This window comes from Paenirhizobium cremeum (assembly GCF_022884085.1).
Lineage (GTDB): Bacteria > Pseudomonadota > Alphaproteobacteria > Rhizobiales > Rhizobiaceae > Allorhizobium > Allorhizobium cremeum.
Genome location: NZ_JAGGCS010000004.1, coordinates 31,877 through 58,427 on the forward strand (window position 1 = coordinate 31,877; position 26,551 = coordinate 58,427).

The window sequence follows — 26,551 nt, forward strand, 5'->3', positions numbered from 1 at the left end:
GCTAAAGGAAGGCCGAGACCCACGATTGGGTGCCTATTCCGCCGCCTGGGCCAGTTCACGGTCACGCAAGAGACGGCGGATAACCTTGCCGCTGGTGGTGAGCGGCAGTTCGTCGATGAATGCCACCTCCCTCGGATATTCGTGCATCGAGAGGCGATGCTTCACCCAGTCGCGGATATCGATGGCAAGCGCGTCACTTGGAGAGAAGCCGTCGGCAAGCACGACGAAAGCCTTGACGATTTCCGTGCGTAAAGGATCGGGCTTGCCGATTACGGCGGCAAGACGCACCGCGGGATGACCGCCAAGGCAGTCCTCTATTTCCGCGGGCCCGATACGATAACCGGAGGATGTGATGACGTCGTCGTCCCGTCCGAAAAACTCGACGTAGCCTTCCCGATCCTGCCGACCGAGATCGCCCGTTTTCATCCAGTCACCGACGAATTTTGCAGCAGTCGCCCGCTCGTCCTGCCAGTAGCCAAGGAACATCACCGGATCGGGTCGGGCAATTGCAATCTGCCCGGTACTGCCTGGAGGAAGCTCCCTGCCTTCGTCATCGATGATCGCGACGCGATGACCCGGCACCGGCCGGCCAATGGCGCCTGCCCGACTGACGCCGATATGAGTCGCCGACGACAGCACGAAATTGCACTCCGTCTGTCCGTAGAATTCGTTGGGAACAATGCCGAGCGCGGATTTCACCCACTCATAAGTCTCCCGACCCAGAGCCTCTCCCGCCGAACCGATCGATCGCAGCACGAGATCGTATTTCTCCCGCGGACGCTCCACCGACTTCAGCAGTCTCAATGCCGTCGGCGGAATGAAGGCGTTGCGCACCTTCATTTCCGCCATAATCCGGAAGGCCGTATCCGCATCGAATTTCTGCGCCGGCGAGGAAACGACGGGAACACCGAGCAGGAGCGACGGCAGGAGCGCGTTGAGCAGGCCGCCCGCCCAGGCCCAATCCGACGGCGTCCACATCCTGTCGCCGTCGCGCGGAATGAAATCATGCGCCATCTGGAAGCCGGGCAGATGGCCGGGCAGAACCCGATGTCCATGCAGCGCACCCTTCGGCGGGCCAGTGGTACCCGAGGTGAAGATCATCAGTGCCGGCGTATCGGGTCCGGTTTCCGCCACCTCGAAGGCGGGGGGGTGCCCCGCCTCAACATCCGAAAAGGCATGCACGCCGGGTGTCGCGGCTCCGATCGTCACGACATCCTGCAGATCAGACAGGCGCGAGCGGATCTCGTTGAGCCGGGATAGACCGAAATCATTGGTAATGACGATCTTTGCACCGGCGGCGGCAAGGCGGTATTCCAGCGCTTCCGCACCGAACAGCAGCGCCAGCGGCAAAGCGATCGCGACCATTTTGTAGATCGCCACATGGGCGACGACCGTCTCGAAACACTGCGGCAGGAGAAGCGCGACACGGTCGCCCGGCTCGACCCCGAGCGCCCGCAGCCCGTGGGCGAAGGCCGCCGAACGCCGCGAAAGCTCGCCATAGGTCATCGACAGATGATCGCCATCCGGACTGAAATGCTGCAGGCAGATGCGCTCGGGCGAATGAGACGCCCAGTCGTCGCTGACCGCACGGCCTATGTTGAAATCGTCAGGAATAGACCACGAGAAATCGCGGCAAAGCGTCTCGTAAGTGCCCCGTTCAGGCAGAAACATGGCGAAAAACCCATATCACATTGGGCTTTTTGCTATCATTCCTCTCGCAGGTGCACAATAGGCAGGCAGAATTGGCAAGGCCGCCTCTTCTCGCGCCTAGAAACCGACGAGGCGGGGATGAACTATCTTGTTCTCGTCATATTCGTAAATATCGACCACGGAGTCCGTTCTGAACTCATGAACACGGGGATACGCCGCATCAAAATCACGACGTGTCCTCACGATCCTGCCATCTGTCTCGGAAATCCAAACCGTGATGAACGCTCTATACTGCTCTCGCTTCCACTTCGATGAGTAAACCACCAGTTTTGAGTAACCGATATCCTCCTCTCGCAGAAGCTTACAATCACTGAACACCGGCCCGGAACTTGTGAAAATCGAAGGCCGTGTGTTGATTTCCCAGGAACTCCATTCTCCGTCGGGTTCCAGTCGCTGGAATGCCACTTTATCAATCAAGCGTAATTCAAGACGACGTCTCAACCGCCCTTCTTGGGTAAGTTCGTGCACGACAAAACTCAACCGTTCGGACCGATACGTCTTCTGGTAGGCTCGATTCACAAGGTCGCATGATGGGTCCTCTGCAGGAGCTTGACTGATCGCGTCCACGCCTTGCCCACTTTCGGCAAAGGGCTTCACAGACGACAGAATCAGTATCGTCAACGAGGCAAGAACGATTGGAAAAAACCGCATGACCAACACCTGGATCGAATGATTTGGAAAGATACTTAAAAAAAAGCCAACCGTTTTCAATCACTCAACACCGGTTCTCGCACGTTCTCGAGCTCATAATCGAAAACCGATAAAGAGACGGAAAACGGAAACTGCTGACCGTCCTTGGGATAGTTACGAATCGCCGTTTCTAGTTTCCGGGGTTTTTTGGCAGTCAGCCACACATCAGCGGATGCGGTGTATTTCCTATCATTGCTGTGCCACGTCGCAAAATATCGAAGCTTTCCTTTGGAAGCCTCAACAAAAGTACATGACGTGAGGTTCACCTCGTCATGCCGACCCAACAGGCTGAAAACTTCCCACCTCTGCGTCTCCTCCATCCTTTGGAAGGCATTAACAGGACCATAGATGACCTCGGCATACTTTTTCTTGCCGCCGCTTGGGTCGAGTTCATAGACCGTCTCGCGATAATGATAGGTAGCGCGGGTGGCTCGATAGGCCTGTCCCACGACAGCACAATCAGCGTCGTAATGGCCGTCAACCCAATCCGCACGTAAGTCGCTTGCTGAAAATATGCTCGCAAGTATCGCCAAAATCTTCCATGAAGTGATCAACCTCATCGTAATCCAACCATCCCGATAAACTCCCGGCATGGTTGAGCACTGATGCTCAACAAGTCAAGGCAGTCATGCTTCTAAATCGCACAGGATCGGAAATGTTCTCGGTTCCAAACAAAATCCCCGCAAGTTGGCGCGAATAACTGAATTTAACACTTGCAAGGGTGGTGCCCCATGCCGGAATCGAACCAGCACTCCTTTCGGAACTCGATTTTGAGTCGAGCGCGTCTACCAGTTCCGCCAATGGGGCACACGGGGTAGTGGAAGGGCCTCTACCATGGGCCTGAGCACCCATGCAAGGGTGAACTTGGGGTGCATGAGGCCTGTAAGCCGACAGCCGGGAAGGCTTTTTGGTGTTCGACTTCACGCAAATGTTTGTTTCGTGCATGCTGCGCCGCAAAAGGGCCCATTTACAGTGAAGGCTGGCTTGCATAAAACCGAGCAACCGAAAGACCGGGAAAGACTGGATGCTGCGTCGCCTCTACGATTGGACCATGTCGCTCGCCGCGCGCAAGTCGGCCGAACGCTGGCTCGCCGTCATTGCCTTCATTGAAAGTTCGATCTTTCTGGTGCCGGCCGATGTTCTCTACCTGCCGATGGCGCTCGCCAAGCCGCAGAAGGCCTGGCGCTATGCCATCATAGCAACGGTCGCTTCGGTGCTTGGCGGCATCGCTGGCTGGCTCCTCGGCTACTACGCCTTCGAGGCGGTTGCCCGGCCGATTCTCGAATTCTACGGCAAATACGAAGCCTTCGAACAACTGCGCACTTCGGTCGATTACCAGACTGTTCTGTTGCTGCTGGTCACATCTGGCCTCGCCCACCTGCCGCCGATCAAGGTGGTGACCATCCTTTCGGGCGTCGCCCAAATCAACATCTGGCTCTTCATCGTTTCGGCTATCGTTGCCCGCGGCGCGCGCTTCCTGCTTCTCGCCTGGCTTTTGCAGCGCTATGGCGAGCCGATCCGCGACTTCATCGAAAAGCGGTTGGGGCAGATTGCCTCGGTCGGGGCGGCCGCACTCATCGTGCTATATGTCGCCTATCGCTACTTCATGCACTGAGAACTGGAAGACGTTATGGGCGCATCTGCCTCGTATCTTAAGAACGACACGGCGATAGCCGCGGTCCTGACCCTTGCAATGGCCGTAGTGGTCGGCTCGGCGCTCGGGTTTGAACATATCGGCGGGTATGTTCCCTGCGCACTCTGCCTCATGCAGCGCAATCCCTATTACATCGGCATCGGCGTCGGCATACTCGCGACACTCTCCTCGGTCTTCCGTCTGCCTGTCGCCATCACCCGCGGGCTGATCGCGATCATCGCCATCCTGATGATCGTCAGCATCGGACTTGGCGCCTATCACGCCGGGGTCGAATGGAAGTTCTGGGAAGGACCGACGACCTGTGCCGTGGGAGCAACCGGCGGCGAGGCTCCGGTCAATGTTCTGGAAGCCTTGAACGAGACCAAGGGACCGTCCTGCACGGAAGCGGCGCTCCGCGTGCTCGGTCTCTCCTTTGCAGGCTGGAATGTCATTACCAGCACGGTCCTTGCCGCGGTCGCCGTCTGGGCCGTGTTCCGCAGGCGGAACTGAGCGAAAACCTGGCTTACGGCTGCAGTTCGGAATCCCAGTAGAGATAGTCGACCCAGCTTTCATGCAGGTAATTTGGCGGGAAAAGCCGGCCGTTATTGTGCAGGTCCTGCACTGTCGGACGATAGGGCTTCTGGGCAGGAAACATCGATGCCTGCTTCGGAAGCTTGCTGCCCTTCCTGAGATTGCAGGGCGAACAGGCCGCAACGACATTCTCCCACGTGGTTTCGCCGCCATGAGCGCGTGGGATCACGTGATCGAAGGTCAGATCGTCCGCCGAGCCGCAATACTGGCATTCGAACTTGTCACGCAGAAACACGTTGAAGCGGGTAAAAGCCGGGTTGCGGGTGGGCTGAACATAGGTCTTGAGGCTGACGACGCTCGGCAGCCGCATCGAGAAACTCGGCGAGCAGACCGAGTGATCGTATTCGGCGATGATGTTCACACGGTCGAGAAAGACCGCCTTGATCGCGTCCTGCCAGGACCAGAGCGACAAGGGGTAGTAACTTAGAGGCCTGTAGTCGGCATTCAGGACGAGTGCCGGCAAGGACTGGGGTGAGACTGCAATCGTCAAGGCATTCTCCTGAGCGATTCGGCATCTGCCCATGTATATTAGGTCCGTTGTTACAGCATTGTGAAGCCCCTTCTTGCAGTTCAGGGAAGAGCTTGAACATCCACCGGAATCGCCTGCCGGCCGGTGCGCCTTGCATAGTGCGCCCAGAGCAGCCGGGCAGCCACGGAACGCCACGGTTTCCAGGCTTCCGCTATCCGCCTCACCTCCCGGAAATCAGGCCTTTCCCGATAGCCGAACACATCTCCGACGGCGACCCTCAGCGCCACGTCGCCGGCCGGAAAGATATCGGGATGACCACCGCAGAACATCAGGTACACCTCGGCCGTCCAAAGGCCGATTCCCTTGTAAAAGGTAAGTTCGTCGATGGCCCTTGAGGCCTCGAACCGCGCAGTTCCCGCAAGGTCGAGATGTCCGGAGGCGACGGCTTGGGCGATGGCGAGCAGGGTATCCGCCTTGGCGCGCGAAAGGCCAAATGTGGCGACGACCGTCGGATGAAGCGCTAGATAGGCCTTCGCCGTCGGCGGCTCTCCGGTAGCCGCGACGATCCTCCGCCAGATGGCGTCGGCGCTCTCTTTCGACACCATCTGAGACACGACGATATGGCCGAGGCCGGCGAAGCCCGGCTCCGACAGCCTCAGCGGCAATGGGCCGCAGGCTTCCGCCACGACGACAAGGCGGGGATCGGCAGCCAGAAGCCGGTCGAGGCCGGCATCCAGATCAGCCTGTGTTGCGATCGTCATCCGATGTTCGGCTCCATTGCCGGCTCTTTGTCCAAGACCCCGTTCCCCGCAGCCATTTTCCATGCGAGATAGAGAGCATGATCCCGCCTGCCCGTCAAAAGCCCGTCTTCCGTTTCGCTCCGAGCCCCAACGGACGCCTGCATCTCGGCCACGCCTTGTCGGCCCTGCTCAATGCCGACATGGCGAAGGCGACGGGCGGGAGGCTTCTGTTGCGGATGGAAGACATCGACATTGGCCGCTGCACGCCCGAATTCGAGAGGGCGATCTACGACGATCTTGCCTGGCTCGGTCTGCCATGGGAGGAACCGGTGCGCCGGCAGTCGGAACATCTCGATGACTATCGTAGAGCGCTCGACAGGCTGATTGCCGATGGCCTCGCCTACCCGGCCTTCATGACCCGCGGCGAGGTCAAGGCGCGCGCGGCGCAATCGGAAGCCGCTGGCAAAGCATGGCCGCGGGATCCGGATGGAGCCCCGCATTATCCAAACGACGAGCGATACCTTGCCGCTTCGATCCGTCAACAACGCATCGCCGCGGGCGAGCGGCATGTCTGGCGATTGGACATGGAGAGGGCTGTCGCCTCCATCAATACGGAACTGACCTGGGTCGAGACGGGTGATGGACAAACCGGCGAAATCGTCGCTGATCCCCGAGCGTGGGGCGATGTCGTGCTGTGGCGTTCGGATGCGCCGTCGAGCTACCATCTTTCGGTGACCGTCGACGACGCCGTTCAGGGCATTACCCATGTCATACGCGGCCTTGACCTCTTTCATGCAACCTCGGTCCACCGCCTGCTGCAGACGCTTCTCGATCTTCCCGCGCCCAGCTATCGCCACCACCGGCTGATCCTGGGCGAGGACGGGCGCAAGCTTTCCAAGAGCCAGGGCGACACGGCGCTCTTGGAACTCAGGAAAGCAGGCCGGACTTCAGATGCGATCCGCCGGCTCGTCGGTCTTTGACGCGACGGCCCGTGACGGCAATACGTTGAATTTCATCAGCGCTGCGTTGAACTCCGCACCGATGATGAAGATCACTCCGACCATATAGAGAAAAACGATCACCACCATGATCGAGGCGAGACCGGCATACATGGCCGCATAGTTGGCAAAACTCGCAAGATAATAAGCGAAGACCAGCGCACCGATCAGCCAGAGCACCAGCGTTAGCAGAACGCCGGGGATCACGTCGAGCAGGCGCCGGCGGCCGGCAGGCAGGCCAAGGTGAAAGATCAGAAGGGCGAGAGCCAGGAGGCCGATGGTCCCGTAGACACGCCAGTTCGATATCGTCGCGAGCCATTCCTTCAGCCAGGGAAACCATTTCTCGGCAAAGGCGAGCGCCACCGGAACGGCAACGAGCAAGGCACTGATGACCATCAGCACGACGACCGCCCCGAGAACGAAGCCAAGGCTGACGAGGCGGGTGACATACCACGGTCGCGTCTCTCCCACGCGATAGGCGCGGTTGAGCGAGACGCGAAGCGCCTCTACCCCATTGGAGGCAAAATAGGCCGCCGCCAGCACCGAGATCGTCAGAAGCCCGCCGCGGGGGATCGTGAGCACCCGGACGATCTGGTCGGATACCGGTTTGGAAATCGATTCGGGCCAGGTATCGAAAATGATGTGGATGGCGGTCTCGGCGAAGCGATCGGCTCCGAGGAAGGTCGCCAGCGCCGTGCCGAAGATCAGAAACGGGAAGACTGCCAGAAGCGCGGACAAGGCCACATGGCTCGCCATGGCCCAGCCATCGTCCTCGGTAAAGTGATAGAAGGCGTCGAACCCGACCCGGTAGATCGTGCGCAGGAAAGCCCGCATCCATTCTCCTCGATCGCGGCGTGCCGATTGTAACCCCACGGCGAATATGGGAAACCGGTTCGGATTTGTACAGGGAACATTCCATGACGAATGCTCGAACCATCATCGTGACCGGCTGTTCCTCTGGCATCGGCGCCTATTGCGCAAGGGCTCTCAAGGCGGACGGCTGGCGCGTCTTCGCAACGGTTCGCCGCAGCGCGGATCTGGCGCCTCTGGAGGATGCGGGGGTCGAGGCCCTGCAGATGGACTACACCGACCATGCGAGCATCGCGGCCCTGGTCGACGAGGTTGCGATGCGCACGAGTGGCCGGATCGATGCGCTTTTCAACAACGGCGCCTACGGGCAGCCCGGTGCGGTTGAAGACCTGTCGACCGACGTGCTTCGTCGGCAGTTCGAAACCAATGTCTTCGGCTGGCACGAACTGACACGCCGCGTGATTCCGCTGATGCGGGCCCATGCCTCCGGCCGGATCGTCCAGTGCTCGTCGATCCTCGGCCTGCTGCCCTACCGCTACCGGGGTGCCTATACCGCCTCGAAATACGCGCTGGAAGGGCTTTCGGTCACGCTGCGCATGGAACTTGAAGGAAGCGGCATTCAGGTGAGCCTCATCGAGCCCGGTCCTATCGAAAGCCGGTTTACCGCCAACGCACTGAAACAGATTGAGGAAAATATCGATCTGGTCGGCTCCGCTCATGCCAGGGAATACGAACGGCAGCTGGCCCGGCTGAACGGCACCGGCCCGGTCAATAAGCACAAGCTCGGCCCTGACGCCGTCTACAAAGTCCTGAAGCACGCCTTGACCGCCGACCGGGCTCGCCCACATTATCTCGTAACGACGCCGGCTCGGCAGGGCGCTTTCCTGAAACGTCTGCTGCCGGCGGATCTCTTCTATCGATTGATGCGATCGCTGGACTGAGGCAAAGACAAAAAGGCCAGAAAGACACCATGTCCGGTTTCACCACAGTTCTCGCCCTGATCGTCATGGGCCTCGTCGTGCTCGTCCTCGTGCGTGGCCTTTTCAACATGCTGAAGGGCGGTAGCGGCAACACCTCCAACAAGCTGATGCAGATGCGCCTCGTACTGCAGGCGATAGCCGTTGCCCTGATTATGCTGACGCTCTGGCTGACCGGCGGCGGACGATAGGAGAAACGACTATGGTTCGCCTCAACAAGATCTACACGCGCACAGGAGACGACGGCACCACGGCCCTCGTCAGCGGCCCCCGCCGTCTGAAACACGACCTGCGGGTCGACGCCTATGGCACCATCGATGAAGTGAACTCCTCGATCGGGGTTGCCCGGCTGCATACCGAGGGACTGCCGGAACTGCACGCCATGCTGCTGCGCATCCAGAACGACCTCTTCGATCTCGGCGCCGATCTCGCCGCCCCGGACACCGGCGAAGTGCTGAGCTACGAACCTCTTCGCGTGATCGAGGCGCAGGTGACGCGGCTCGAACATGAGATCGACCAGCTCAATGCCGGCCTCAACCCTCTGAAATCCTTCATCCTACCCGGCGGCACACCGGCCGCCGCACACCTTCATCTGGCCCGGACGATGGCCCGGCGGGCGGAACGCATCATGGTCGAACTCTCGCGTTTCGAGGGGGAAACCATCGATCCGCCGGCGCTCAAATACATCAACCGGCTGTCGGATTTCCTCTTCGTGGCGGCGCGCTTCGCCAATGACGGCGGCAGGGCCGATATCCTCTGGGTTCCCGGCAAGACCCGCTGAACGGCTCCGGGAGGTCGCGATGTTCATTCCCCTGCATGACCGCAACGCCCTCCGGCATATCCGCATGCAATATGTCACGATCGGCCTCATCCTGACGAATGCATTGGTTTTTGCATTCACCACCCTTCTGGTCCCCGATTCCGTCATTGAGGCAAGTGTCTACGGGCTGGGCTTCATTCCCGCGGTGGTGTTCGACTATGCGGCTCTCGATCCCGCGCTCACCCTCGTGCCGCCGGATGCCACGTTCATCACCTATGCCTTCCTGCACAGCAATCTGATGCATCTCGGCTCCAACATGCTCTTCCTCTGGGTGTTCGGCGACAATGTCGAGGATGCACTCGGCCATTTTCGTTTCCTGCTGTTCTATCTCGCCTGCGCCGCCGCCGGCGCCCTTTTCCATGGTCTCGTCGGCCCGACGTCGCAAAGTCCGCTGATCGGCGCATCCGGCGCCGTGTCCGGGGTGGTAGCCGCCTATCTGATGCTGCACCCGAAGGTGCGTGTCTGGGTTCTCGTGCTTTTCCGTTTCCCCCTGCCGCTTCCGGCCTTCCTGCCACTTCTCTTCTGGATCGGGCAGCAGTTCGTTATGCTGGCTATCGACGGCGAAGGCGAAGTCTCCTGGGGCGCCCATGTCGGCGGCATCATTGCAGGCGCCCTGCTCGTGATCGTCATGCGCAGGCGCGGCGTCCCGCTCTTCGACCGGACGATCGTGACCCCGAAAGCGGTGGAGCACATACGGGTACCCCCTGTCGGAACCGCCGTGACGCCGCCTTCCGCACCGCGGCGAAACATTCATTGGGGCCGCTAGATTCTGCAGTTCCAGTATATTGACGTAAACGTAAACGTCAATTAATCGTTTTTAAGAGGAATGCCGGGTGTATCGGGCGTTGTAATTGGAAAAAAAATGCGTATCCATGTCGCCCATTGACCATCGGAGGGCCGTCTGAAGGGGCATTTTCAGACAGGGCAATGAAGGAAGGAAGTCATGAAAGTATTGGTGACTGTTAAGCGAGTTGTTGATTACAACGTCAAGATCCGTGTGAAGGCGGACGGGACGGGTGTCGAGCTTGCGAACGTCAAGATGTCGATGAACCCCTTCGATGAAATCTCTGTCGAGGAAGCGCTTCGCCTGAAGGAAGCCGGCAAGGCTGAGGAAGTCGTTGTGGTATCGGTTGGCCCGGCAAAGGCCGAGGAAACCCTGCGTACGGCGCTCGCCATGGGGGCCGACCGCGCCATCCTGGTCGAGACCGAAGAAGCGGTCGAGCCGCTCGCCGTCGCGAAGATCCTGAAAGGCGTGGTGGAAGCGGAACAGCCGGGGCTGGTGATCACCGGTAAGCAGGCGATCGATGACGATTCCAACCAGGTCGGCCAGATGCTTTCGGCCCTTCTCGGCTGGGCGCAGGCAACGTTTGCCTCCAAGCTCGAGATCAAGGACGGCTCCGCCGACGTCACCCGCGAAGTCGATGGCGGCCTGCAGACGATCAACGTCAAGCTGCCGGCCATCGTCACGACGGACCTTCGCCTCAACGAACCGCGCTATGCTTCGCTGCCGAACATCATGAAGGCCAAGAAGAAGCCGCTCGACAAGAAGTCGCCGGCCGACTTCGGCGTCGATATCGCAGCGCGCCTCAAGGTGCTGAAGACTGAAGAACCGGGCGGCCGCAAGGCGGGCATCAAGGTCAAGAGCGTCGCCGAACTGGTCGAGAAGCTCAAGACCGAAGCCGGCGTATTGTAATCGGGACGGGACAAGGAGAACACAAAGATGGCCATTCTTCTTCTGGCAGAACACGACAACGCAACCGTCTCCGACCAGACCGCTAAGACGCTGACGGCGGCTGCCAAGATCGGCAGCGACGTTCATGTGCTGGTCGCAGGTTCGGGCGCCAAGGCAGCAGCAGACGCGGCAGCCAAGCTCTCCGGCGTCTCCAAGGTGCTCGTCGCCGACGACGCAAGCCTCGCCAACAACCTGGCTGAGCCGCTTGCCGCACTGATCGTCTCGCTCGCTCCGTCCTATGACGTCATTATCGCGCCCGCCACCTCGGTCGGCAAGAACGTCATGCCGCGCGTTGCCGCCCTTCTCGACGTGATGCAGGTCTCGGAAATCATTGAAGTGGTTTCCGCCGACACCTTCAAGCGTCCGATCTATGCCGGTAACGCCATCCAGACCGTCCAGTCGACCGATGCGAAGAAGGTAATCACGGTCCGCACGGCATCGTTCGCCGCTGCGGGCGAAGGCGGCTCGGCGTCCGTCGAGACGGTGGCGGCTGCCGCCAACCCGGGTCTTTCCACCTTCGTCTCGGATGCGCTTTCGTCGTCCGAGCGTCCGGAACTGACCTCGGCGAAGATCATCATCTCAGGCGGTCGCGCGCTGGGGTCCTCGGAAAAGTTCAGGGAAGTGATCCTTCCGGTTGCCGACAAGCTGGGCGCCGCCGTCGGCGCATCGCGCGCGGCGGTCGATGCCGGCTACGCCCCGAACGACTGGCAGGTCGGCCAGACTGGCAAGGTGGTCGCACCACAGCTCTACATCGCCTGCGGCATCTCCGGCGCCATCCAGCATCTCGCCGGCATGAAGGACTCGAAGGTCATCGTCGCGATCAACAAGGACGAGGAAGCCCCGATCTTCCAGGTCGCGGACTACGGCCTCGTCGCAGACCTCTTCGAAGCTCTCCCCGAGCTCGAAAAGGCGCTTTGAGGCATCGCTCTTCGCAACTGCGAAAAGACTGGAAAATCACCCCGTCCAGGGCTATCAAAAATGCCGGACCAACCGTAACGTTGGCCCGGCATTTTTGTCAGGCGTTGCGGGTTCAGGTGAGGAGAACGGCATGACCACGGTTTTGGACAATGTAGGCGTCGTCGGAGCGGGCCAGATGGGATGTGGCATCGCCCATGTCGCGTCGCTCGCCGGCTACAAGGTCACCATCTACGACCTCGCCAAGGAGCGGATCGAGGCGGGACTGGCCACCATCAACGGGAACCTGGCCCGGCAGGTTTCAAACGGCAAGCTCTCTGACGAGGATCGCAAGGCCGCACTTGGCCGCATCAGCGGCACCACCGACATCAACGACATGGCGCCCATGGATCTGGTGATCGAGGCGGCGACCGAAGACGAGACCGTCAAGCGCAAGATCTTCGCGCAGCTCTGCCCCGTGCTCAAACCCGAGGCGCTACTGGCCACCAACACCTCCTCGCTCTCGATTACGCGCCTCGCCTCGGCCACAGACCGGCCGGAACGCTTCATGGGCATTCACTTCATGAATCCCGTACCCGTGATGAAGCTCGTCGAACTGGTCCGCGGCATCGCCACCGAGGAAAGCACCTTCGAGACCGCCAAGAACTTCGCCCGCTCGCTCGAAAAGACGATCACGGTCGCCGAGGATTTCCCGGCCTTCATCGTCAACCGCATTCTCCTGCCGATGATCAATGAAGCGATCTATACGCTCTACGAGGGTGTCGGCTCGGTCGAGGCCATCGATACGGCCATGAAGCTCGGCGCAAACCACCCTATGGGACCGTTGCAGTTGGCAGATTTCATCGGCCTGGACACCTGCCTTTCGATCATGCAGGTTCTGCATGACGGGCTGGCCGACAGCAAATATCGCCCATGCCCGTTGCTGGTGAAGTACGTGGAAGCAGGCTGGCTGGGGCGTAAATCCGGCCGAGGTTTCTACGACTACCGTGGCGAGCACCCCGTTCCCACCAGATAATGCCGGATACTGCTAAAATTAGCACTTGAATCCGTTCGAGGCAGCTTATTCACTTTAAAGGTGAAGAGTCGCATGGATTCCCTCATGACGTTTTTTGACAGAGCAAGGCAACACGGCCTGCACGATCTGCTTTTCAGCTTGGAGCAGCAGATCGAGGCAGAAGAGCGTATCGGCAATATTCTGGCGACCGCGCGCAACTGCCTCGGCATGGATATCGGCTTCATCTCCGAATTCGCCGGCAGTCGGCGCTTTCTCCGTTATGTGGATATCGGCTTGCCGGACGAACTCTTGCGCGCCGGCGACTGGCTACCCATGGACGAAGGCTATTGCCAGAGGATCGTCGATGGCGAACTGCCGGAACTTATTCCCGATACGTCATTGCTACCTACCGCCCTGGAAATCGAGGCGACCCATGCCTTCCCGATCGGCTCCCATATGAGTGTGCCGATCAGGTTGGGAGACGGGCGCCTTTACGGTACCTTCTGCTGCTTTTCCACCCGGCCCGATCCAACGCTCAACGAGCGCGATCTGCAAATTCTGCGCTCCTTTGCCCGCTTCGCCGCCTTCGAACTCGACCGCGCGATCGACAAGCGCGTCAGCCAACGGCATGCGGAGGCCCGCATTCTCGATGCGCTGGAGAATGACCGCATAACGATGGTCTATCAGCCCATCCTCAACCTCAACAGCCGCGAAATCGTTGGCTTCGAAGCATTGGCCCGTTTCTCTGCCATGCCTGCGCGAGGCCCGGACACCTGGTTTGCCGAAGCGTTCGAGGTCGGCCACGGCGTCGAACTCGAGCTGAAGGCCCTGCGACTGGTGATCGAGAATCCGCCCTTCCCCCCGGAGAATGGCTATCTGGCGGTGAATGTGTCGCCGGCGACCCTGCTCGATGCTCGTTTTGCGGAGTTGGTCGAAGGTCTCCCGCTCGAGCGTCTCGTCATAGAGGTGACCGAACACGCGGATATCCACGACTACGACCGACTGGCAGACGCTTTGGCGCCCCTGCGGACGCGGGGACTGCGGCTTGCCGTGGATGACGCCGGAGCCGGTTATGCAAGCCTGCGCCACATCCTCAATCTGAGACCGGACATTATCAAGCTCGACGCAGAGCTTTGTCATGAAATCGAGGAAGATGCCGTGCGGCGGGCGCTCGCTGCAGCGCTGGTAAGTTTCACCCGTGACATCGGCTGCACCCTGGTCGCCGAAGGAGTGGAAACCGCCGAAGCGGCCGAGACCTTCCGCATCCTCGGCGTCGACGCCGCCCAGGGGTTTCATCTTGGGCGGCCCATATCCGCCGATGCAATAGTCTTATGGAAAAAGGGAGCCGGGAAAAGCAATCTCGGCACTGCGGCAATACCTGCAGGCTGAAATGACAGGAAGTCACGCACAGCCGTGACGTCCACAGTGACGAATTTTCGATCCACCTTTCGCTACCAGCACGATGCCGTGCGCACCGCTATTGTATGTCGAGCAGTCGCTCGAGATAGCGGCGCTCAAGCTCGGGTCGAGCGACATCGTCCACCGACATCGTATCGAGCTTCTTGCGAATGGCATTGAGAATTTCACGGGCCCGCTGCACCTCGATCTCGTCGGGAACCCTCAGCCGTCCGTCGTCCATCTCCTCACTCGTTCTGGCAGGTTCCCGGCCCAGCGGGTCCCGTCCGCGCTGACCGCCTTGACCGTTGTCGCCATCTCCCGGCTGTCGGCCGGCGCGCATCGCCTGCTGGATCTGCCCCATCATCTCCTGCGCACCTTGCCGCAGCGCTTCCATGGCCTTGCCCTGCCCCTCGACAGCGCGCTCGCCCTGGCTTTCGCCAAGGGCCTCGCCCGCGCCCTTCATCTCACGTTGCGCCTTGCCCATTCCTTCGCCGGGCTGAAATCCGAGACCTTTCAGCCCCTGTTGAAGTTCTTCGAGCTTCTTGCCGAGCGCCTCTTGCTGGCCACGCAGGTTCTTCAAGGCTTCACGGAGCTGTTCGGCAGTCATACGATCCATTGCCGAACCGCCCTGTTCACCTTGCTCGCCTTGCTGACCCTGCCGCCCGTCTTCCGTCACCGGCGGCTGGTCCTGCAGGAACTCGCCATCCTCACCGTCACCCGGATCGCCGCGTTGCATGCGGTCCTTCAGCGCCTGGTCGAGACGGAAGGTCTCGTCCATCAGCTTCTGCTGCTCCTGCATGATCTCGCCCAGCTTGTCGATCTGCTGGCGCAGCTCGCTGGTCTGCTGCTGTTGCTGCCCGCCGCGTTGAGGCCGGCCGGCCTGAAGACTGTTCATCATGCGCTGCAGTTCGGATAGCATCTGGCGCGCAGCGTCCCGGTTGCCGGAGCGGGCCAGATTCTCGATCTGGTTCAGCATGTTTTCCAGGTCTCTCTGGCGAATCATATTCTGCGCCGATTGCTGGCCGTCGCCCTGCGCATTTTGCTGGCGTTCGGCAACAGCCTTCATGAACTCCTGCATGGCAGCACGGAGTTCGTCCATCAGGCGCTTGATCTCCTGGTCGGAAGCGTTGCGCTCCAGCGCATCGGCAAGCGCCTGCTGCGCATCCCGCAGCTTGCGTTCCGCCAGCGAAAGATCCCCGTCATCGATGCCAAGCGCGATCTCCCAGAGATAATCGGCGGTATCCTTGAGGTCATCATTGGATCGGGCAAGCTTCATCCGCGCCTGCGCGGATTGAATGAGCAGGAAATGCGTGGGGTTCGGAATGGTCTCGTCCGCGCGCAGCGAAATGGCTTCGTTGAGAGCGATCGCCTGGTCGATATCGCGGGTATCGAGCGCAAACACCTGCCGCTCCTCGGCAACGGCGGCGGCAAGCGGTTCGACGAAATGACGGGTCGGCAGAACCATTTCATGGGACGGACTGCGGCCGGTCTGGCCGGAACCGTCGGTTGCCGTCAGCGTGATCCGAACTTTGCGGCCGGCGAGCGGATGATCCGTGATGTTGCGGCTCGAAACCCCCTTGGCATCACGCGAGTTATGGCGCGGCAGATCCAGCCTGTAGTCCGGCGGCGGATAAAGCGGGGTGGCGCCAGGCTTCTCTTCCACCGGCACGATCTCCGCCCGAGCGGACTGCAGGCCGTAATCGTCACGCGCTGTAAAGCCGATCTCCAACGCGCCGTTGACCGTCGGTTTCGGCATTCCGTCGAAAGCGATCTCCGGCGGCTTGTCGGCGATGACTTCGATCGCCCAACGCTTCTGGCCGACCAGAAGTTCGCCGTTCTGCTCCAGCTTGAATTCATGGGTGCGACTGGTAACGACCGGAGCAGAGTCGCCCGCGTTGGGTTCGATTGGCGATGCGCCGGCACTCGCTGCGATATCGACGACCTCACCCCCATCGGCGACCCGGTAGAGCACCTTCTCGTCGTAGCTGCCGCCGCTGATGCGCACAGTCGCCTGCGAATTCTGCGGCACGCGTACGCCACCGGCCTCCTCAGCCTGCGCACCGGCGCCTGAAAGGAAGATCGGAGCGCGACCCGTAAAAGATGGCGGGGTGATCCAGGCATCGACCCGGATCTCCTGGCCCGTACCCCCGCCCGCATTCCAGCGGAAGACATCCGCGATGACCCCTGCCCCGTTCGAACTCGAATAGGCAAACGCGGTCACAAGGAGCAGCGCCGGTATGGCGCGCAGGGCATGCCGGTCGAAACGGGCGATATCCGGCTGTGGCAGGCCGGCGTCCAGCGCTGCAATGGTCTCCGCCATGCGTCGCTGATGCTCCTGCCAGAGGGCGCGGGCGAAAGGCGTCTCGAAAGCCGGCTCGTCATCCTGGACCGCCACCGGCTGGTGGGGCAACCCGTTGCGCTCTTCCAACAACCGGTCGGCCTCTTCTGCTTCGGGCCAGCGCAGGCGTGTGAACGGAAGGAGAGACCAGACGAAAGCAAAGGTGAGGGCAAAGACGACAATCAGCCGCAGGACATCCGGCAATTGCCGGAAAACGCCGAACCAGGCCAATGAGACGAAAATCGCGGCAATACCCGCCACCGGCAGAAACAGCGGCAGAAGACGCTCAGCGAAAAGGACAAAGCGCGCCAGCAGGCGTTTGACGGCGACACGACGCGCCAGCACCGGGTCGGTGCGGAATGCGCCCTTTCGCGTACTGCCCGGCTGGGGAGGGGCCATCCGTCGGGTCTCCGTTTCGTCCACTGATCGAAGCGCGCGGCTCATCCATGAGCGCAATCATTCGCTAAAAGATAACATCGTTTGTGGCGAAGACGAGGGCGACAGCGCCATTCGAACCGCTTTTTTGCCCTGGTCGCTGAAAAGTGAACGGCAATCAGTCAAGCCAGGAAGGCACGGAATCGAGTCCGATCAGGTCTTCGTAGCTCGGTCGCGGCCGAATGACATGGAATTCGCCACCCTTCACCAGCACCTCGGGAACCAGCCGCCGGCTGTTATACGTGCCCGACTGCACGGCGCCGTAGGCTCCTGCGGAACCGACAGCGAGCAGATCGCCGGTCTTGGGCATGGCCATTTCCCGGTCGAGAGCCAAATAATCCCCCGTCTCGCAGACGGGACCGACGACATCCGCCCGGATACGCGGGGCGCTGGCCGCCGAAATCACGACCGGACGGATCTCGTGATAGGCCTCGTAAAGCGTCGGCCGGATGAGATCGTTCATGGCCGCATCGACGATCACGAACGTCTTGTCGCCTCCGTCCTTCACAAAGACGACCTCGGTGACAAGAATGCCGGCATTTCCGACGATCAGCCGGCCCGGCTCCGTAACGATCCGGCAATTGAGCCCGGCAAGCTGTTCCTTGACGATATGGGCATAGGCATCGGGTTCCGGTGGCGGGTTGTTGTCGTCCCGATAGGGAATGCCGAGACCTCCGCCGATATCGACATGGTCAATGGCATGGCCGTCGCCGCGCAAGGTCTCCACCAGTTCCCGCAGCAGTCGGAAGGCATCCTCAAACGGCTGCAGTTCGGTAATCTGGCTGCCGATATGCATATCGATGCCGGTCACCTTGATCGACGGCAGGCTCGCCGCCCGCTGATAGACCGCGCGGGCGCGCTCATAGGAAATGCCGAACTTGTTTTCCTTCTTGCCGGTCGAAATCTTCGCGTGGGTGCGCGCATCGACATCGGGATTGATGCGGAAGGAGACGTGCGCCTGCTTGCCGGACTTTGCGGCACGGGCAGCGAGAACCTCGAGTTCCGGCTCGGATTCGACGTTGAAACAGTAGATACCGGCCTCAAGGGCGAGATCCATCTCGGAGACGGTCTTGCCGACACCGGAGAACATGATGCGCTTCGCCGGAATGCCGGCTGCAAGCGCACGGCGAAGCTCGCCCTCGGAAACGACGTCAACGCCAGCGCCGAGCCGGGCCAGCGTTCTCAGCACGGCCTGGTTGGAATTGGCCTTCATCGCATAGCAGACCATCGCGTCGACGCCGTCGAATGCCTGAGAAAATACCTTGTAATGCCGCTCCAGCGTCGCCGTGGAATAGCAGTAGAAGGGTGTGCCGACGGCCCGGGCAATTTCGGGCACAGGCACATCCTCGGCATAGAGGACGCCATCGCGATAGTCGAAGTGGTTCACGGGGTGTGGCCTGTCAGAGAAGAGGATCGAGGATGAACGGATCGTCCGGCTTTGCCGGAGCAGCCTGCGGCTTGCCACCGGTCGTGCGTACGTTCTGCTGGTCAGCCGGCATGCTCGGCGGATCGAGATCGGCCTTGCGGCCACAGCCGGAAAGCACGAGAGCAGCCGTTACAAGCAGGCCAGCGGCGACTATTGAGCGTCGTAGCGTTTTCACCATCATCTTATCCACCGGAACATCTTCCTATAGCCTGTAGCGAAAATCTCTGGGCTTGTGCACCCTCAATCTCGTGATACGCCTGCAAACGAATGTGATCAGTTGCGGGCGCGCCACCAGGCGATCTGCTTCTTCACTTCGGATGGAGCCGTGCCGCCATAGCTCTTCCGGCTGGCAACGGAGGCCTCGACCGTCAGGACGTCGAAGATGCCGGCGGTGATGGCCGGGTTGATCGACTGCAGATCCTCAAGCGAAAGCTCCGCGAGATCGCAACCCTTCTGTTCGGCGAGCGCCACCGCACGACCAGTGACATGATGAGCCTCACGGAAGGGGAGGCCCGCTTCCCGCACCAGCCAGTCGGCAAGATCGGTCGCGGTCGAATAACCTGAGCCGGCGGCGGCCTTCATCCGGTCGGCGCGCACCGTCAGGTCACGGATCATGCCAGTCATCGCGGCGATCGCCAGTTCGAGGCTTTCTGCGGCGTCGAAGACCTGTTCCTTGTCTTCCTGCATGTCCTTGGAATAGGCGAGCGGCAGGCCCTTCATCACCGTCAGGAGCGCGATCAGCGATCCGTTGATGCGGCCGGTTTTGGCACGCACCAGTTCGGCTGCATCCGGATTCTTCTTCTGCGGCATGATCGACGAGCCCGTGGAGAAAGCGTCGGACAGGCGTACGAAGCCGAATTGCGGCGTAGACCAGATGACGATCTCCTCGGCAAGCCGGGACAGATGAGTAGCGCAGATCGAGGCAATCGACAGGAATTCGAGCGCGAAGTCCCGATCCGACACGGTGTCGATCGAGTTGCGGGTCGGCTCGCGGAAGCCGAGCGCCTTCGCCGTCATGTGGCGGTCGATGGCAAAGCCGGTGCCGGCAAGAGCCGCGGCCCCGATCGGGCTTTCGTCCATGTGTTCGATGGCATGGCGCACGCGCTGCCGATCCCGTCCAAACATCTCGACATAGGCCATGCAGTGATGGCCGAAGGTCACCGGTTGCGCGGTCTGAAGGTGAGTGAAGCCGGGCATGACCGTGTCGGCATGCTCCTCGGCGCGATCGAGGAAGGCTGCAATGAGCGAGGTCAGGGCAACCTCGACCTTCTGCAATTCCTCCTTGACCCACATGCGGAAATCGAGCGCCACCTGGTCGTTGCGCGAGCGGGCGGTATGAAGACGGCCGGCGGCGGGGCCGATCAGTTCCGCAAGGCGCGCCTCGACATTCATGTGAATGTCCTCGAGCTTGCGCGAAAATACGAACTGGCCGGCTTCGATCTCTGACAGGATCGTGTTCAGGCCGTGAACGATCTTGTCTTTGTCGTCCGCCGATATGATGCCTTGATGCGCCAGCATGGTCGCATGCGCGATTGAGCCGCGGATATCCTGGGCATAAAGCTTCTTGTCGAAACCGATGGAGGCATTTATCTCCTCCATGATGGCAGCAGGTCCGGAAGCGAAGCGTCCGCCCCACATCTGGTTGGAGGATTTCGTGTTGTTGGTGTCCTCGGCCATGCGATGCCCATCCTGGAGACTGCAATGACAGAAAAAAGACCGCTCGGACTTCCTTCCGCCAAGCTGGTTGCGATTGCGGCGGTCGCCGGTATTCTCGCCGGCGCGGCAGCGGTATACGTGAAGCAGACCATGTCTGGCAATGGCGAGGTCGCAGCCGAAACCGCGCAGTGCCAGGGCACTGCCCAGAAGGCCGAGGCGTTGAAGTCCTTTACGACCGGACAGGTCGCCGCAATGGTGGCGGCAAGCCCCCCCCGTGTGATCGACGGCCTCTCCTTCAAGGATGCATCGGACAAGGACATGACGCTTGCCGACTTCTCGGGCAAGACGGTTCTTCTCAATCTCTGGGCCACCTGGTGCGTGCCCTGCCGNCGGACAAGGACATGACGCTTGCCGACTTCTCGGGCAAGACGGTTCTTCTCAATCTCTGGGCCACCTGGTGCGTGCCCTGCCGCGAGGAAATGCCGGCACTCGACGCTCTGCAGAAGGCGGAGGGCAACGACAAGTTCCAGGTGCTTGCGATCAACATCGACACAGGAAGTGCTGAAAAACCAAAGACATTTCTCAGCGAGATCGGCGTCAATGCTCTCGGCCTCTACCGCGACTCCAGCATGGGTGTCTTCAACGAGATGAAGAAGGAAGGCCTGGCATTCGGTCTTCCTGTGACGCTGCTCATTGATGCAAAAGGCTGCCTGCTTGGCTCGATGAACGGCCCCGCGGCCTGGGACAGCGAGGATGCGGCAAAGCTGGTCCGTGCCGCGACGGGCGCATGACCATCGCAGATCGGGCCGGCACAGGAATACCCGTCAGGAAGAAGCGTTCTTCAACTCCGCGAGCCGCTTGAGCGCCGTCGGCGGCAACGGCACATGCGGATTGTCGCGAACTGTTTCCAGCAACAGTTCATCGCTTGCCTTTTCGAGTTGAGCGATCAGCGTTTCAAAGAAGGCGTCCGGATCGAGGCCCGGTTCGATCGGCGGCAGGATCCGGACCTTGAAATGACCGGGATAGCGCATGAACTTGCGCCGCGGCCAGAAGATGCCGGGATGCATAGCGACCGGGACTACCGGAACCTGCAGGTCGCGATAGATGCGGGCAATGCCGTATTTGTATAGCGGCTCGGCTCCCGGCGGGCGACGCGTACCCTCCGGATAGATGATGAGCTGGCGGCCGTTGCGCATTTCCTGCTTGGCGCGTTCCATGACCGCAGCCATCACCTTGCCGCGCGCGCCGCGATCAACCGGGATCATCCGCTGTTTCTTCGCGTACCAGCCGAACAGCGGGATCCACATCAGTTCCCGCTTCAAAATGTAGACGGGGTCGTCGAGCCAGGGCAACAGCGCGAAAGTATCCCAGAAAGACTGGTGCTTCGGTGCGAGGATGTAGCCGCCCTTCGGAATGTTCTCCAGTCCCTTGATCTCGAAGGTCGTGCCGACGATCCTCTCCATCAGCCAATGGCAGGAAAGCGCCCAGTTCTTCGGAATGGAGAAGGCTTTCTTGCGCGGCATCAGGAAATAGACCGGCGACAGCACGATCATGCGCAGAATGAGGTTGGCATAGAAAACCGTGTTAAAGAAGATCGAACGCAGGGTGGTCATGGGGCGTTATCCGTGGGCGGGCTCGCACGTCCCTATCTCAAAATCCCGGAAAGCAAAAGCCGAACGCTGACCTTTCACGGAAGATCATTCCACCTTGGCAAGATGCCCCTTCGACCGCAGCCCCTCACCCACACCCCAGCCGATGACGCCGCGGGCATAGGCGACAAGCGTCTTGCCGTATTCGGAAAGCAGCGTTCTCAGCAGATTGGGTTCCGCATACCAGGCCGTCGTCTTCAGGTCTGAAATCACGACGGGATAGGGAATGAAGGTGGTCGACGGATCGATGCGGCGCAATTCCATCAGGCTGCGCGGCATATGATAATTGCTGGTGACGACAAGCACGGACGAATAACCGCGATCGTGGATCCACCGCGATGTCTCGTTGGCGTTGCCGATGGTGTCCATCGCCTCATAGCCGACATCGATGCAGCATTCGAAAAGATCGGGCGAACTCTGGGTCACCCTGCGGATCTGTGCGGGCGTGGTCGTCGGATGCACGCCGGAAATCAGAAGCCGCCTTCCCATGCCCTTGCGAAGCAATTCGATCGCCTGGTCTATCCGCTGGTAGCCTCCCGTTAGCACGACGATTGCGTCCGCTTTCGCATCGATTGGCGGCGTGAACGTGGTCACGGCATCGGCAAAACGCAGAAAACCCGCCAGCACCAGAGCGCAGGCAAAGATCAGCACCAGTCCGGCATAGTGGAGAAAACGGCGCAAACGCCCATGACGCGAGAGAATGCCGCCCGTCGGACGCAGCGACAACTCTTCTCTGGACGCTTTCTTCCGTATCATTCGGTCCATCGACATGGGTTTGTGAATAGCGCGCTTTTCACACACGGAACAGGCGGCTTTGTGGCAATTCAACAGGCTTTCGGCTCAAGCGCTCAATCCTTGAGCAGGCCGTCCGTGCGCGCAGGATCCGACCTGACGAGATCGATTTCGTAAATGGTTCTCATAACGGTTATGCGCGCTGTCACGGTCGTCAGAAGCGCGATCACGATCATCGTGGCAAAAATACCGAGATAGCCGAGATAGCCGATCGAAAACGTGCCGAACAATGCGGTCGCCTGATCGCTTTCGGGCGTGGCGAGCGAGCGGCTTTGCCAGAAGCCGGCAGCCGCAAACAGCGCGGCGGCGAGAATGCCGCCGGCAGCCGCCCCCTTGAGGCTGATCTTGAGGAAATGCTTCTGGAACTCCTGGGCAACGAACGAGCCTTCCGCGCCGACGAAATGCAGCACCTCGATGATATGCCTGTTTCCGGAAAGCGCTCCACGGGTGGCAAAGACCACGGTCAGGACCATGGCGGTAAACACAAGGACGAGAATGCCCGAACCGATCAGCACAGTGGTGCGCGCCATCTGCACGAGCCTGTCGACCCAGGTACGATGATCGTCGAGGAAGGCCTGCGGCACCTCGGCCTTCAGGAGATCCCGCATGGCCGCGAAATCGGGCGGATGAGTCTCGTCGATGGTAATGATGATGAGGCGCGGCACCGGCAGTTCGTTGATGTCGAGACCCGTGCCGAGCCAGGGCTCCAGGAGCCGCGCAGTCGCTGCATCGTCCATGATCCGGCCATCCTTGGTGCCGACGAAGGTGAGCGCCAGGTCACGCGCCCTTGCCAGCGTCTTCTCCATGTCGAGATTGTCGTCCGGCTTGATCTGGATGGTGATTTCCCGTGAGATCTGGCTCTGCCAGCCTGCGGCGGTCGCGCGCACCATGCTGACCGCGCCGAGCGTCAGGCAGGCGAGGAAGGCCATGATCGCGATCACCACCATCAAGGCATTGCCCTGGATATTGGAGGGCGGCAGGATGGGCGCGGTCGGGCGGACGCTCATCTCGATGCGGCGCGGAGTCTGGCCCCCATTCTTCCGGCGGGAAGGCTGATCGATATCACTCATAGATGTCGAGCCGCCCGTCGGTAAGGATCATCCGCCGCGCATCCACCTGATCCATCAGCGCCAGGTCATGGGTGGCGATGACGACGGCAGTTCCGAGACGGTTGAGTTCGAGGAAAAGGCTGAGCAACCGACGCGCCATCGGCGGATCGACATTGCCGGTCGGTTCGTCGGCAAGCAGGATTTCCGGCCGGTCGATCAGCGCCCTGGCGATCGCCACACGCTGCTTCTCGCCCCCGGACAGAACCGGCGGCAAGACGTTGATGCGCTCGCCGAGTCCGACCCATTTCAGCAGTTCCAGGACGTCCTTGCGGTAACTGTTCTCATCCTTGCCTCGCACGCGAAGCGGCAGCGCCACGTTCTCATAGGTCGTCAGGTGGTCGAGAAGCTGGAAATCCTGGAACACGATTCCCACCCGCCGGCGCAACATCGGCAACTCACTGCGTGGAATCCGGGTGATGTCCCGGCCGAAGCTGCGGATCAGTCCGCGCGTCGGCTGAAGCGACATGAAAAGCAGGCGCAACAGAGTCGTCTTGCCCGCTCCGGAAGGGCCGGTGAGGAACTGAAACGAACGCTTCGGAATGTCGAAGGTCAGGTCGCGGAGGATCTCCGGTCCCATTCCGTAGCGCAAACCGACATTTTCGAAATGGATCAACCGACGGGCCCAGTCTGACGGATCTAACGACCGGCCACATGTTAACGCCACACGTTAACGGCCGGTAAACACGGGTCAAAGAACGGCTCTCTCCGCCGGATCTTTTCGAAGCATTAACCATTTAAATTTACGACTGGGGACAAATTGTTTCAATGCCCCAGTTTTGTCCACCCCCAGACGCTTTGAGGAGAGGCTCCTGGAAGGGCGGTTCAAGGAAGGCTCCGGTCCATGAGCGCAGCGAGATCCCGACGAGTTCCCGACGAGCCGGTCATCGACCTTTTGCCGCCCGAACGCCGCCGCCACCAGCACGCTTGGCCGATCCGCGTCGATGAGGACATTGTCGATGCCCATTTCGTGGTCATCCGCGAGGCCGTCTCCCGGTCGCAAGGCACGAACGGGAGCAACAACAGCCGCCGCTCAACCCATCGCTTCACCTCCGCGCCCTCTCTCAACCACTGGACAAACGTCCTTGCCGCCCCTCTGCACTGGAGCGAACAGGCGCTGCAGCGGCTCTCCGAGAAAACCTTCGCGGTTGTCGTTTCCGCGTCCTTCGCCCTGATGTTTGCCGCTGCCAGCGTCTTTGCCGGCGGCACTGCGAAGAACGCGGCGGCGCCTTCCGGCCCGCTGGACATCACCCATATCAGCCTGACGCCACAGGACGCTAACGGCATGCGTGTTCTGCTCGTCAATGCGATCGTCGAGAATCGCAGTGAAAACCGTACGCTCGTCCCGAAGCTGCGTGCGGATCTCATCTCCGGCGGCCAGGTGATTGCCAGCACCTATATCGACAGTCCGGTGAATGAACTTGACGCCGGACATAGCCGCGGAATCTCGGCACGGCTGCAGCATCCCGGTGGAAAATTGCCGGAATTGCGGCTTTCCTTCGAAGAAGCGGATGCCTCACGCTCCTGACTGTGCTATCCGCCAACCTTCCCGCGGCCGCCAGCAGCATGAGGCCGCTGTGCTGAAGGAGTGCATCCATGCCCGTCGTCCGCGGAAAGAACATCGAACCGCTCTATACTGCAGAGCAGATCGCCGAGCGCAACCATGCGCTGGCCGCCGAGATTGCCAGCGGCCCCTGCGATGATCTCCTAGTCATTTCGGTCCTCAAGGGCTCCTTTATTTTCGCCGCCGACCTGATCCGCGCCCTGCACGACGTCGGCCTCGCTCCAGAAGTCGAATTCATCACCTTGTCGAGCTACGGCACCGGCACGGTGTCTCAAGGCGTGAAGATCATCAAGGACATCGACAGCGATGTCAGCGGTCGCAACGTCCTCCTGATCGACGACATCCTGGAATCCGGACGCACGCTGCTCTTCGCCAAGAACCTGATGTATGAACGCGGCGCGAAAAGCGTGACCATAGCCGTACTGCTCGACAAGAAAGTCAAGCGTAAGGAAGTCTTCGAGGCCGACTATGTGGGCTTCGAATGCCCCGACTATTTCGTCGTGGGTTATGGCATGGACGTAGCCTACGCCTTCCGCGAGTTGCCCTTCGTGGGTGTCGTCACCGGTGACGCTTAGGGCCTTTCAGGGTTCGGAGCATCGGCGGGAGGCCAACTCTTGCCGGATGACAAAGAGCACTTGTTAACCATGGGCACGGCCGCTGTCTGCGGTGTTTACCGATCGAAAAGGAAAGCATGATGATTTGCCTCCCGGGGCGCACAGACAAGACGGGAGCGCAAGTTCGATCATGGCGAGAATCCTGATTACCGAAGATGAAGATTCGCTGCGGTCCTTCGTGGCCCGGGCGTTGCGCCTCGACGGCCACGAAACCTATGAGGCGGCCGATGGCGCCGAAGGACTCGAGCGCCTCTCGGAAAAATCCTTCGATCTCCTGCTTTCAGATATCCGCATGCCCGTCATGGACGGGATAGAACTGGCGCACCGTGCTGCTTCGTCCTTCCCTGACCTCAAGATCCTGCTGATGACCGGCTATGCCGAGCAGCGCGAACGCGCCGACGACCTCGCCGCAAAGATCATCGACGTCGTCTCGAAGCCCTTCGCCCTGCCGGATATTCGTGCGGCCGTCGCACGCGCCCTGGCAGGCTGAGGCG

The 26,551-nt window shown here is 60.7% G+C and carries 28 protein-coding genes, 1 tRNA gene and 1 pseudogene; 15 read left to right on the forward strand and 15 right to left on the reverse strand.

From position 1 onward, the window contains the following. Positions 1 to 33: 33 nt before the first annotated feature. The 4 genes from J5N58_RS08715 to J5N58_RS08730 form a co-directional block, all read right to left on the reverse strand. Entirely contained in the window at positions 34 to 1,671 is a 1,638-nt protein-coding gene (locus J5N58_RS08715) for an AMP-binding protein (protein ID WP_244710511.1), read from the reverse strand. Between the two features lie 96 nt (positions 1,672 to 1,767). Next, positions 1,768 to 2,421: a hypothetical protein gene (locus tag J5N58_RS08720; RefSeq protein WP_244710514.1), complete on the reverse strand. Its 654-nt coding sequence runs from the start codon at positions 2,419 to 2,421 to the stop codon at positions 1,768 to 1,770. After that, positions 2,418 to 2,960 (reverse strand): hypothetical protein, encoded by a 543-nt coding sequence (locus J5N58_RS08725; protein ID WP_244710516.1) that lies wholly within the window; start codon positions 2,958 to 2,960, stop codon positions 2,418 to 2,420. The genes J5N58_RS08720 and J5N58_RS08725 overlap by 4 nt, the downstream gene beginning before the upstream one ends. Before the next feature lie 162 nt (positions 2,961 to 3,122). Continuing rightward, positions 3,123 to 3,207: transfer RNA gene (locus tag J5N58_RS08730), tRNA-Leu, on the reverse strand. A gap of 217 nt (positions 3,208 to 3,424) precedes the next feature. Between J5N58_RS08730 and J5N58_RS08735 the strand changes: the two genes are divergently transcribed. Further along, complete coding sequence (locus J5N58_RS08735; RefSeq protein ID WP_113338246.1) at positions 3,425 to 4,015, forward strand: YqaA family protein; 591 nt, start codon at positions 3,425 to 3,427, stop codon at positions 4,013 to 4,015. A gap of 15 nt (positions 4,016 to 4,030) precedes the next feature. Further along, entirely contained in the window at positions 4,031 to 4,543 is a 513-nt protein-coding gene (locus J5N58_RS08740; RefSeq protein WP_113437675.1) for a disulfide bond formation protein B, read from the forward strand. A 13-nt stretch (positions 4,544 to 4,556) separates the two neighbouring features. On the opposite strand, the gene J5N58_RS08745 is transcribed toward J5N58_RS08740, so the two are convergent. Both J5N58_RS08745 and J5N58_RS08750 read right to left on the reverse strand, forming a co-directional pair. Further along, positions 4,557 to 5,114, reverse strand: a complete 558-nt coding sequence (locus J5N58_RS08745; RefSeq protein WP_112830334.1) for an HNH endonuclease — start codon at positions 5,112 to 5,114, stop codon at positions 4,557 to 4,559. Between the two features lie 80 nt (positions 5,115 to 5,194). Then, positions 5,195 to 5,854, reverse strand: a complete 660-nt coding sequence (locus J5N58_RS08750) for a DNA-3-methyladenine glycosylase family protein (RefSeq protein ID WP_244710518.1) — start codon at positions 5,852 to 5,854, stop codon at positions 5,195 to 5,197. A 77-nt stretch (positions 5,855 to 5,931) separates the two neighbouring features. Between J5N58_RS08750 and gluQRS the strand changes: the two genes are divergently transcribed. After that, positions 5,932 to 6,813: a tRNA glutamyl-Q(34) synthetase GluQRS gene (gluQRS, locus tag J5N58_RS08755; protein WP_244710520.1), complete on the forward strand. Its 882-nt coding sequence runs from the start codon at positions 5,932 to 5,934 to the stop codon at positions 6,811 to 6,813. Here gluQRS and J5N58_RS08760 read toward each other — a convergent pair. Further along, positions 6,781 to 7,665: a YihY/virulence factor BrkB family protein gene (locus J5N58_RS08760; RefSeq protein ID WP_113338242.1), complete on the reverse strand. Its 885-nt coding sequence runs from the start codon at positions 7,663 to 7,665 to the stop codon at positions 6,781 to 6,783. The two genes, gluQRS and J5N58_RS08760, sit on opposite strands and share 33 nt — an antisense overlap. Before the next feature lie 83 nt (positions 7,666 to 7,748). Here J5N58_RS08760 and J5N58_RS08765 point away from each other — a divergent pair, with 83 nt between their 5' ends. The 8 genes from J5N58_RS08765 to J5N58_RS08800 all read left to right on the forward strand — a co-directional run bounded on the left by J5N58_RS08765 (position 7,749) and on the right by J5N58_RS08800 (position 14,468). Continuing rightward, entirely contained in the window at positions 7,749 to 8,582 is an 834-nt protein-coding gene (locus tag J5N58_RS08765) for an SDR family oxidoreductase (RefSeq protein ID WP_244710522.1), read from the forward strand. Positions 8,583 to 8,611: 29 nt separating this feature from the next. Further along, positions 8,612 to 8,809, forward strand: a complete 198-nt coding sequence (locus tag J5N58_RS08770) for a twin transmembrane helix small protein (protein ID WP_113338240.1) — start codon at positions 8,612 to 8,614, stop codon at positions 8,807 to 8,809. Between the two features lie 11 nt (positions 8,810 to 8,820). Beyond that, the gene (locus tag J5N58_RS08775) at positions 8,821 to 9,399 is read left to right on the forward strand and encodes a cob(I)yrinic acid a,c-diamide adenosyltransferase (RefSeq protein WP_112830340.1); all 579 of its coding nucleotides are present in this window, start codon (positions 8,821 to 8,823) and stop codon (positions 9,397 to 9,399) included. A 19-nt stretch (positions 9,400 to 9,418) separates the two neighbouring features. Beyond that, complete coding sequence (locus J5N58_RS08780) at positions 9,419 to 10,204, forward strand: rhomboid family intramembrane serine protease (protein ID WP_112830341.1); 786 nt, start codon at positions 9,419 to 9,421, stop codon at positions 10,202 to 10,204. Positions 10,205 to 10,381: 177 nt separating this feature from the next. Further along, complete coding sequence (locus tag J5N58_RS08785; protein WP_112830342.1) at positions 10,382 to 11,131, forward strand: electron transfer flavoprotein subunit beta/FixA family protein; 750 nt, start codon at positions 10,382 to 10,384, stop codon at positions 11,129 to 11,131. Positions 11,132 to 11,158: 27 nt separating this feature from the next. Then, entirely contained in the window at positions 11,159 to 12,088 is a 930-nt protein-coding gene (locus tag J5N58_RS08790) for an electron transfer flavoprotein subunit alpha/FixB family protein (RefSeq protein ID WP_112830343.1), read from the forward strand. 130 nt (positions 12,089 to 12,218) lie between these two features. Then, on the forward strand, positions 12,219 to 13,100 hold the full coding sequence (locus J5N58_RS08795) for a 3-hydroxybutyryl-CoA dehydrogenase (protein WP_112830344.1): 882 nt from the start codon (positions 12,219 to 12,221) through the stop codon (positions 13,098 to 13,100). An 84-nt stretch (positions 13,101 to 13,184) separates the two neighbouring features. Then, complete coding sequence (locus tag J5N58_RS08800) at positions 13,185 to 14,468, forward strand: sensor domain-containing phosphodiesterase (protein WP_244710525.1); 1,284 nt, start codon at positions 13,185 to 13,187, stop codon at positions 14,466 to 14,468. 88 nt (positions 14,469 to 14,556) lie between these two features. Here the strand turns inward: J5N58_RS08800 and J5N58_RS08805 are convergent, their stop codons facing one another. The 4 genes from J5N58_RS08805 to argH all read right to left on the reverse strand — a co-directional run bounded on the left by J5N58_RS08805 (position 14,557) and on the right by argH (position 20,353). Further along, positions 14,557 to 17,214 carry a TIGR02302 family protein gene (locus J5N58_RS08805; RefSeq protein WP_244710527.1) on the reverse strand — a complete coding sequence of 886 codons (2,658 nt, stop codon included), beginning with the start codon at positions 17,212 to 17,214 and terminating at the stop codon, positions 14,557 to 14,559. A gap of 154 nt (positions 17,215 to 17,368) precedes the next feature. Continuing rightward, a complete protein-coding gene (gene lysA / locus J5N58_RS08810) occupies positions 17,369 to 18,637 on the reverse strand; it encodes a diaminopimelate decarboxylase (RefSeq protein ID WP_244710529.1) in 1,269 nt (422 codons plus the stop codon). 13 nt (positions 18,638 to 18,650) lie between these two features. Next, on the reverse strand, positions 18,651 to 18,857 hold the full coding sequence (gene lptM, locus J5N58_RS08815; RefSeq protein ID WP_244710691.1) for an LPS translocon maturation chaperone LptM: 207 nt from the start codon (positions 18,855 to 18,857) through the stop codon (positions 18,651 to 18,653). A gap of 92 nt (positions 18,858 to 18,949) precedes the next feature. Next, positions 18,950 to 20,353, reverse strand: coding sequence for an argininosuccinate lyase (gene argH / locus J5N58_RS08820; protein WP_113338235.1), 1,404 nt, complete (start codon positions 20,351 to 20,353; stop codon positions 18,950 to 18,952). A gap of 24 nt (positions 20,354 to 20,377) precedes the next feature. On the opposite strand from argH, the pseudogene tlpA reads away from it, so the two are divergent. Further along, positions 20,378 to 21,123, forward strand: a pseudogene (tlpA, locus tag J5N58_RS08825) (thiol:disulfide interchange protein TlpA). Positions 21,124 to 21,156: 33 nt separating this feature from the next. Here the strand turns inward: tlpA and J5N58_RS08830 are convergent. From J5N58_RS08830 to ftsE, 4 genes are all read right to left on the reverse strand, one after another. After that, entirely contained in the window at positions 21,157 to 21,945 is a 789-nt protein-coding gene (locus J5N58_RS08830) for a lysophospholipid acyltransferase family protein (RefSeq protein ID WP_113465923.1), read from the reverse strand. A gap of 84 nt (positions 21,946 to 22,029) precedes the next feature. After that, entirely contained in the window at positions 22,030 to 22,737 is a 708-nt protein-coding gene (locus tag J5N58_RS08835; protein ID WP_244710532.1) for a YdcF family protein, read from the reverse strand. Positions 22,738 to 22,829: 92 nt separating this feature from the next. Then, the gene (locus J5N58_RS08840) at positions 22,830 to 23,780 is read right to left on the reverse strand and encodes a cell division protein FtsX (RefSeq protein WP_425314459.1); all 951 of its coding nucleotides are present in this window, start codon (positions 23,778 to 23,780) and stop codon (positions 22,830 to 22,832) included. Positions 23,781 to 23,835: 55 nt separating this feature from the next. Then, entirely contained in the window at positions 23,836 to 24,495 is a 660-nt protein-coding gene (gene ftsE, locus J5N58_RS08845) for a cell division ATP-binding protein FtsE (RefSeq protein WP_162708311.1), read from the reverse strand. Positions 24,496 to 24,723: 228 nt separating this feature from the next. On the opposite strand from ftsE, the gene J5N58_RS08850 reads away from it, so the two are divergent. The 3 genes from J5N58_RS08850 to J5N58_RS08860 all read left to right on the forward strand — a co-directional run bounded on the left by J5N58_RS08850 (position 24,724) and on the right by J5N58_RS08860 (position 26,547). Continuing rightward, a complete protein-coding gene (locus J5N58_RS08850; RefSeq protein WP_113443074.1) occupies positions 24,724 to 25,407 on the forward strand; it encodes a hypothetical protein in 684 nt (227 codons plus the stop codon). 68 nt (positions 25,408 to 25,475) lie between these two features. After that, complete coding sequence (hpt, locus tag J5N58_RS08855) at positions 25,476 to 26,018, forward strand: hypoxanthine phosphoribosyltransferase (protein ID WP_112830352.1); 543 nt, start codon at positions 25,476 to 25,478, stop codon at positions 26,016 to 26,018. A 169-nt stretch (positions 26,019 to 26,187) separates the two neighbouring features. After that, the gene (locus J5N58_RS08860) at positions 26,188 to 26,547 is read left to right on the forward strand and encodes a response regulator (RefSeq protein ID WP_112830353.1); all 360 of its coding nucleotides are present in this window, start codon (positions 26,188 to 26,190) and stop codon (positions 26,545 to 26,547) included. The last annotated feature ends 4 nt before the right edge of the window (positions 26,548 to 26,551 follow it).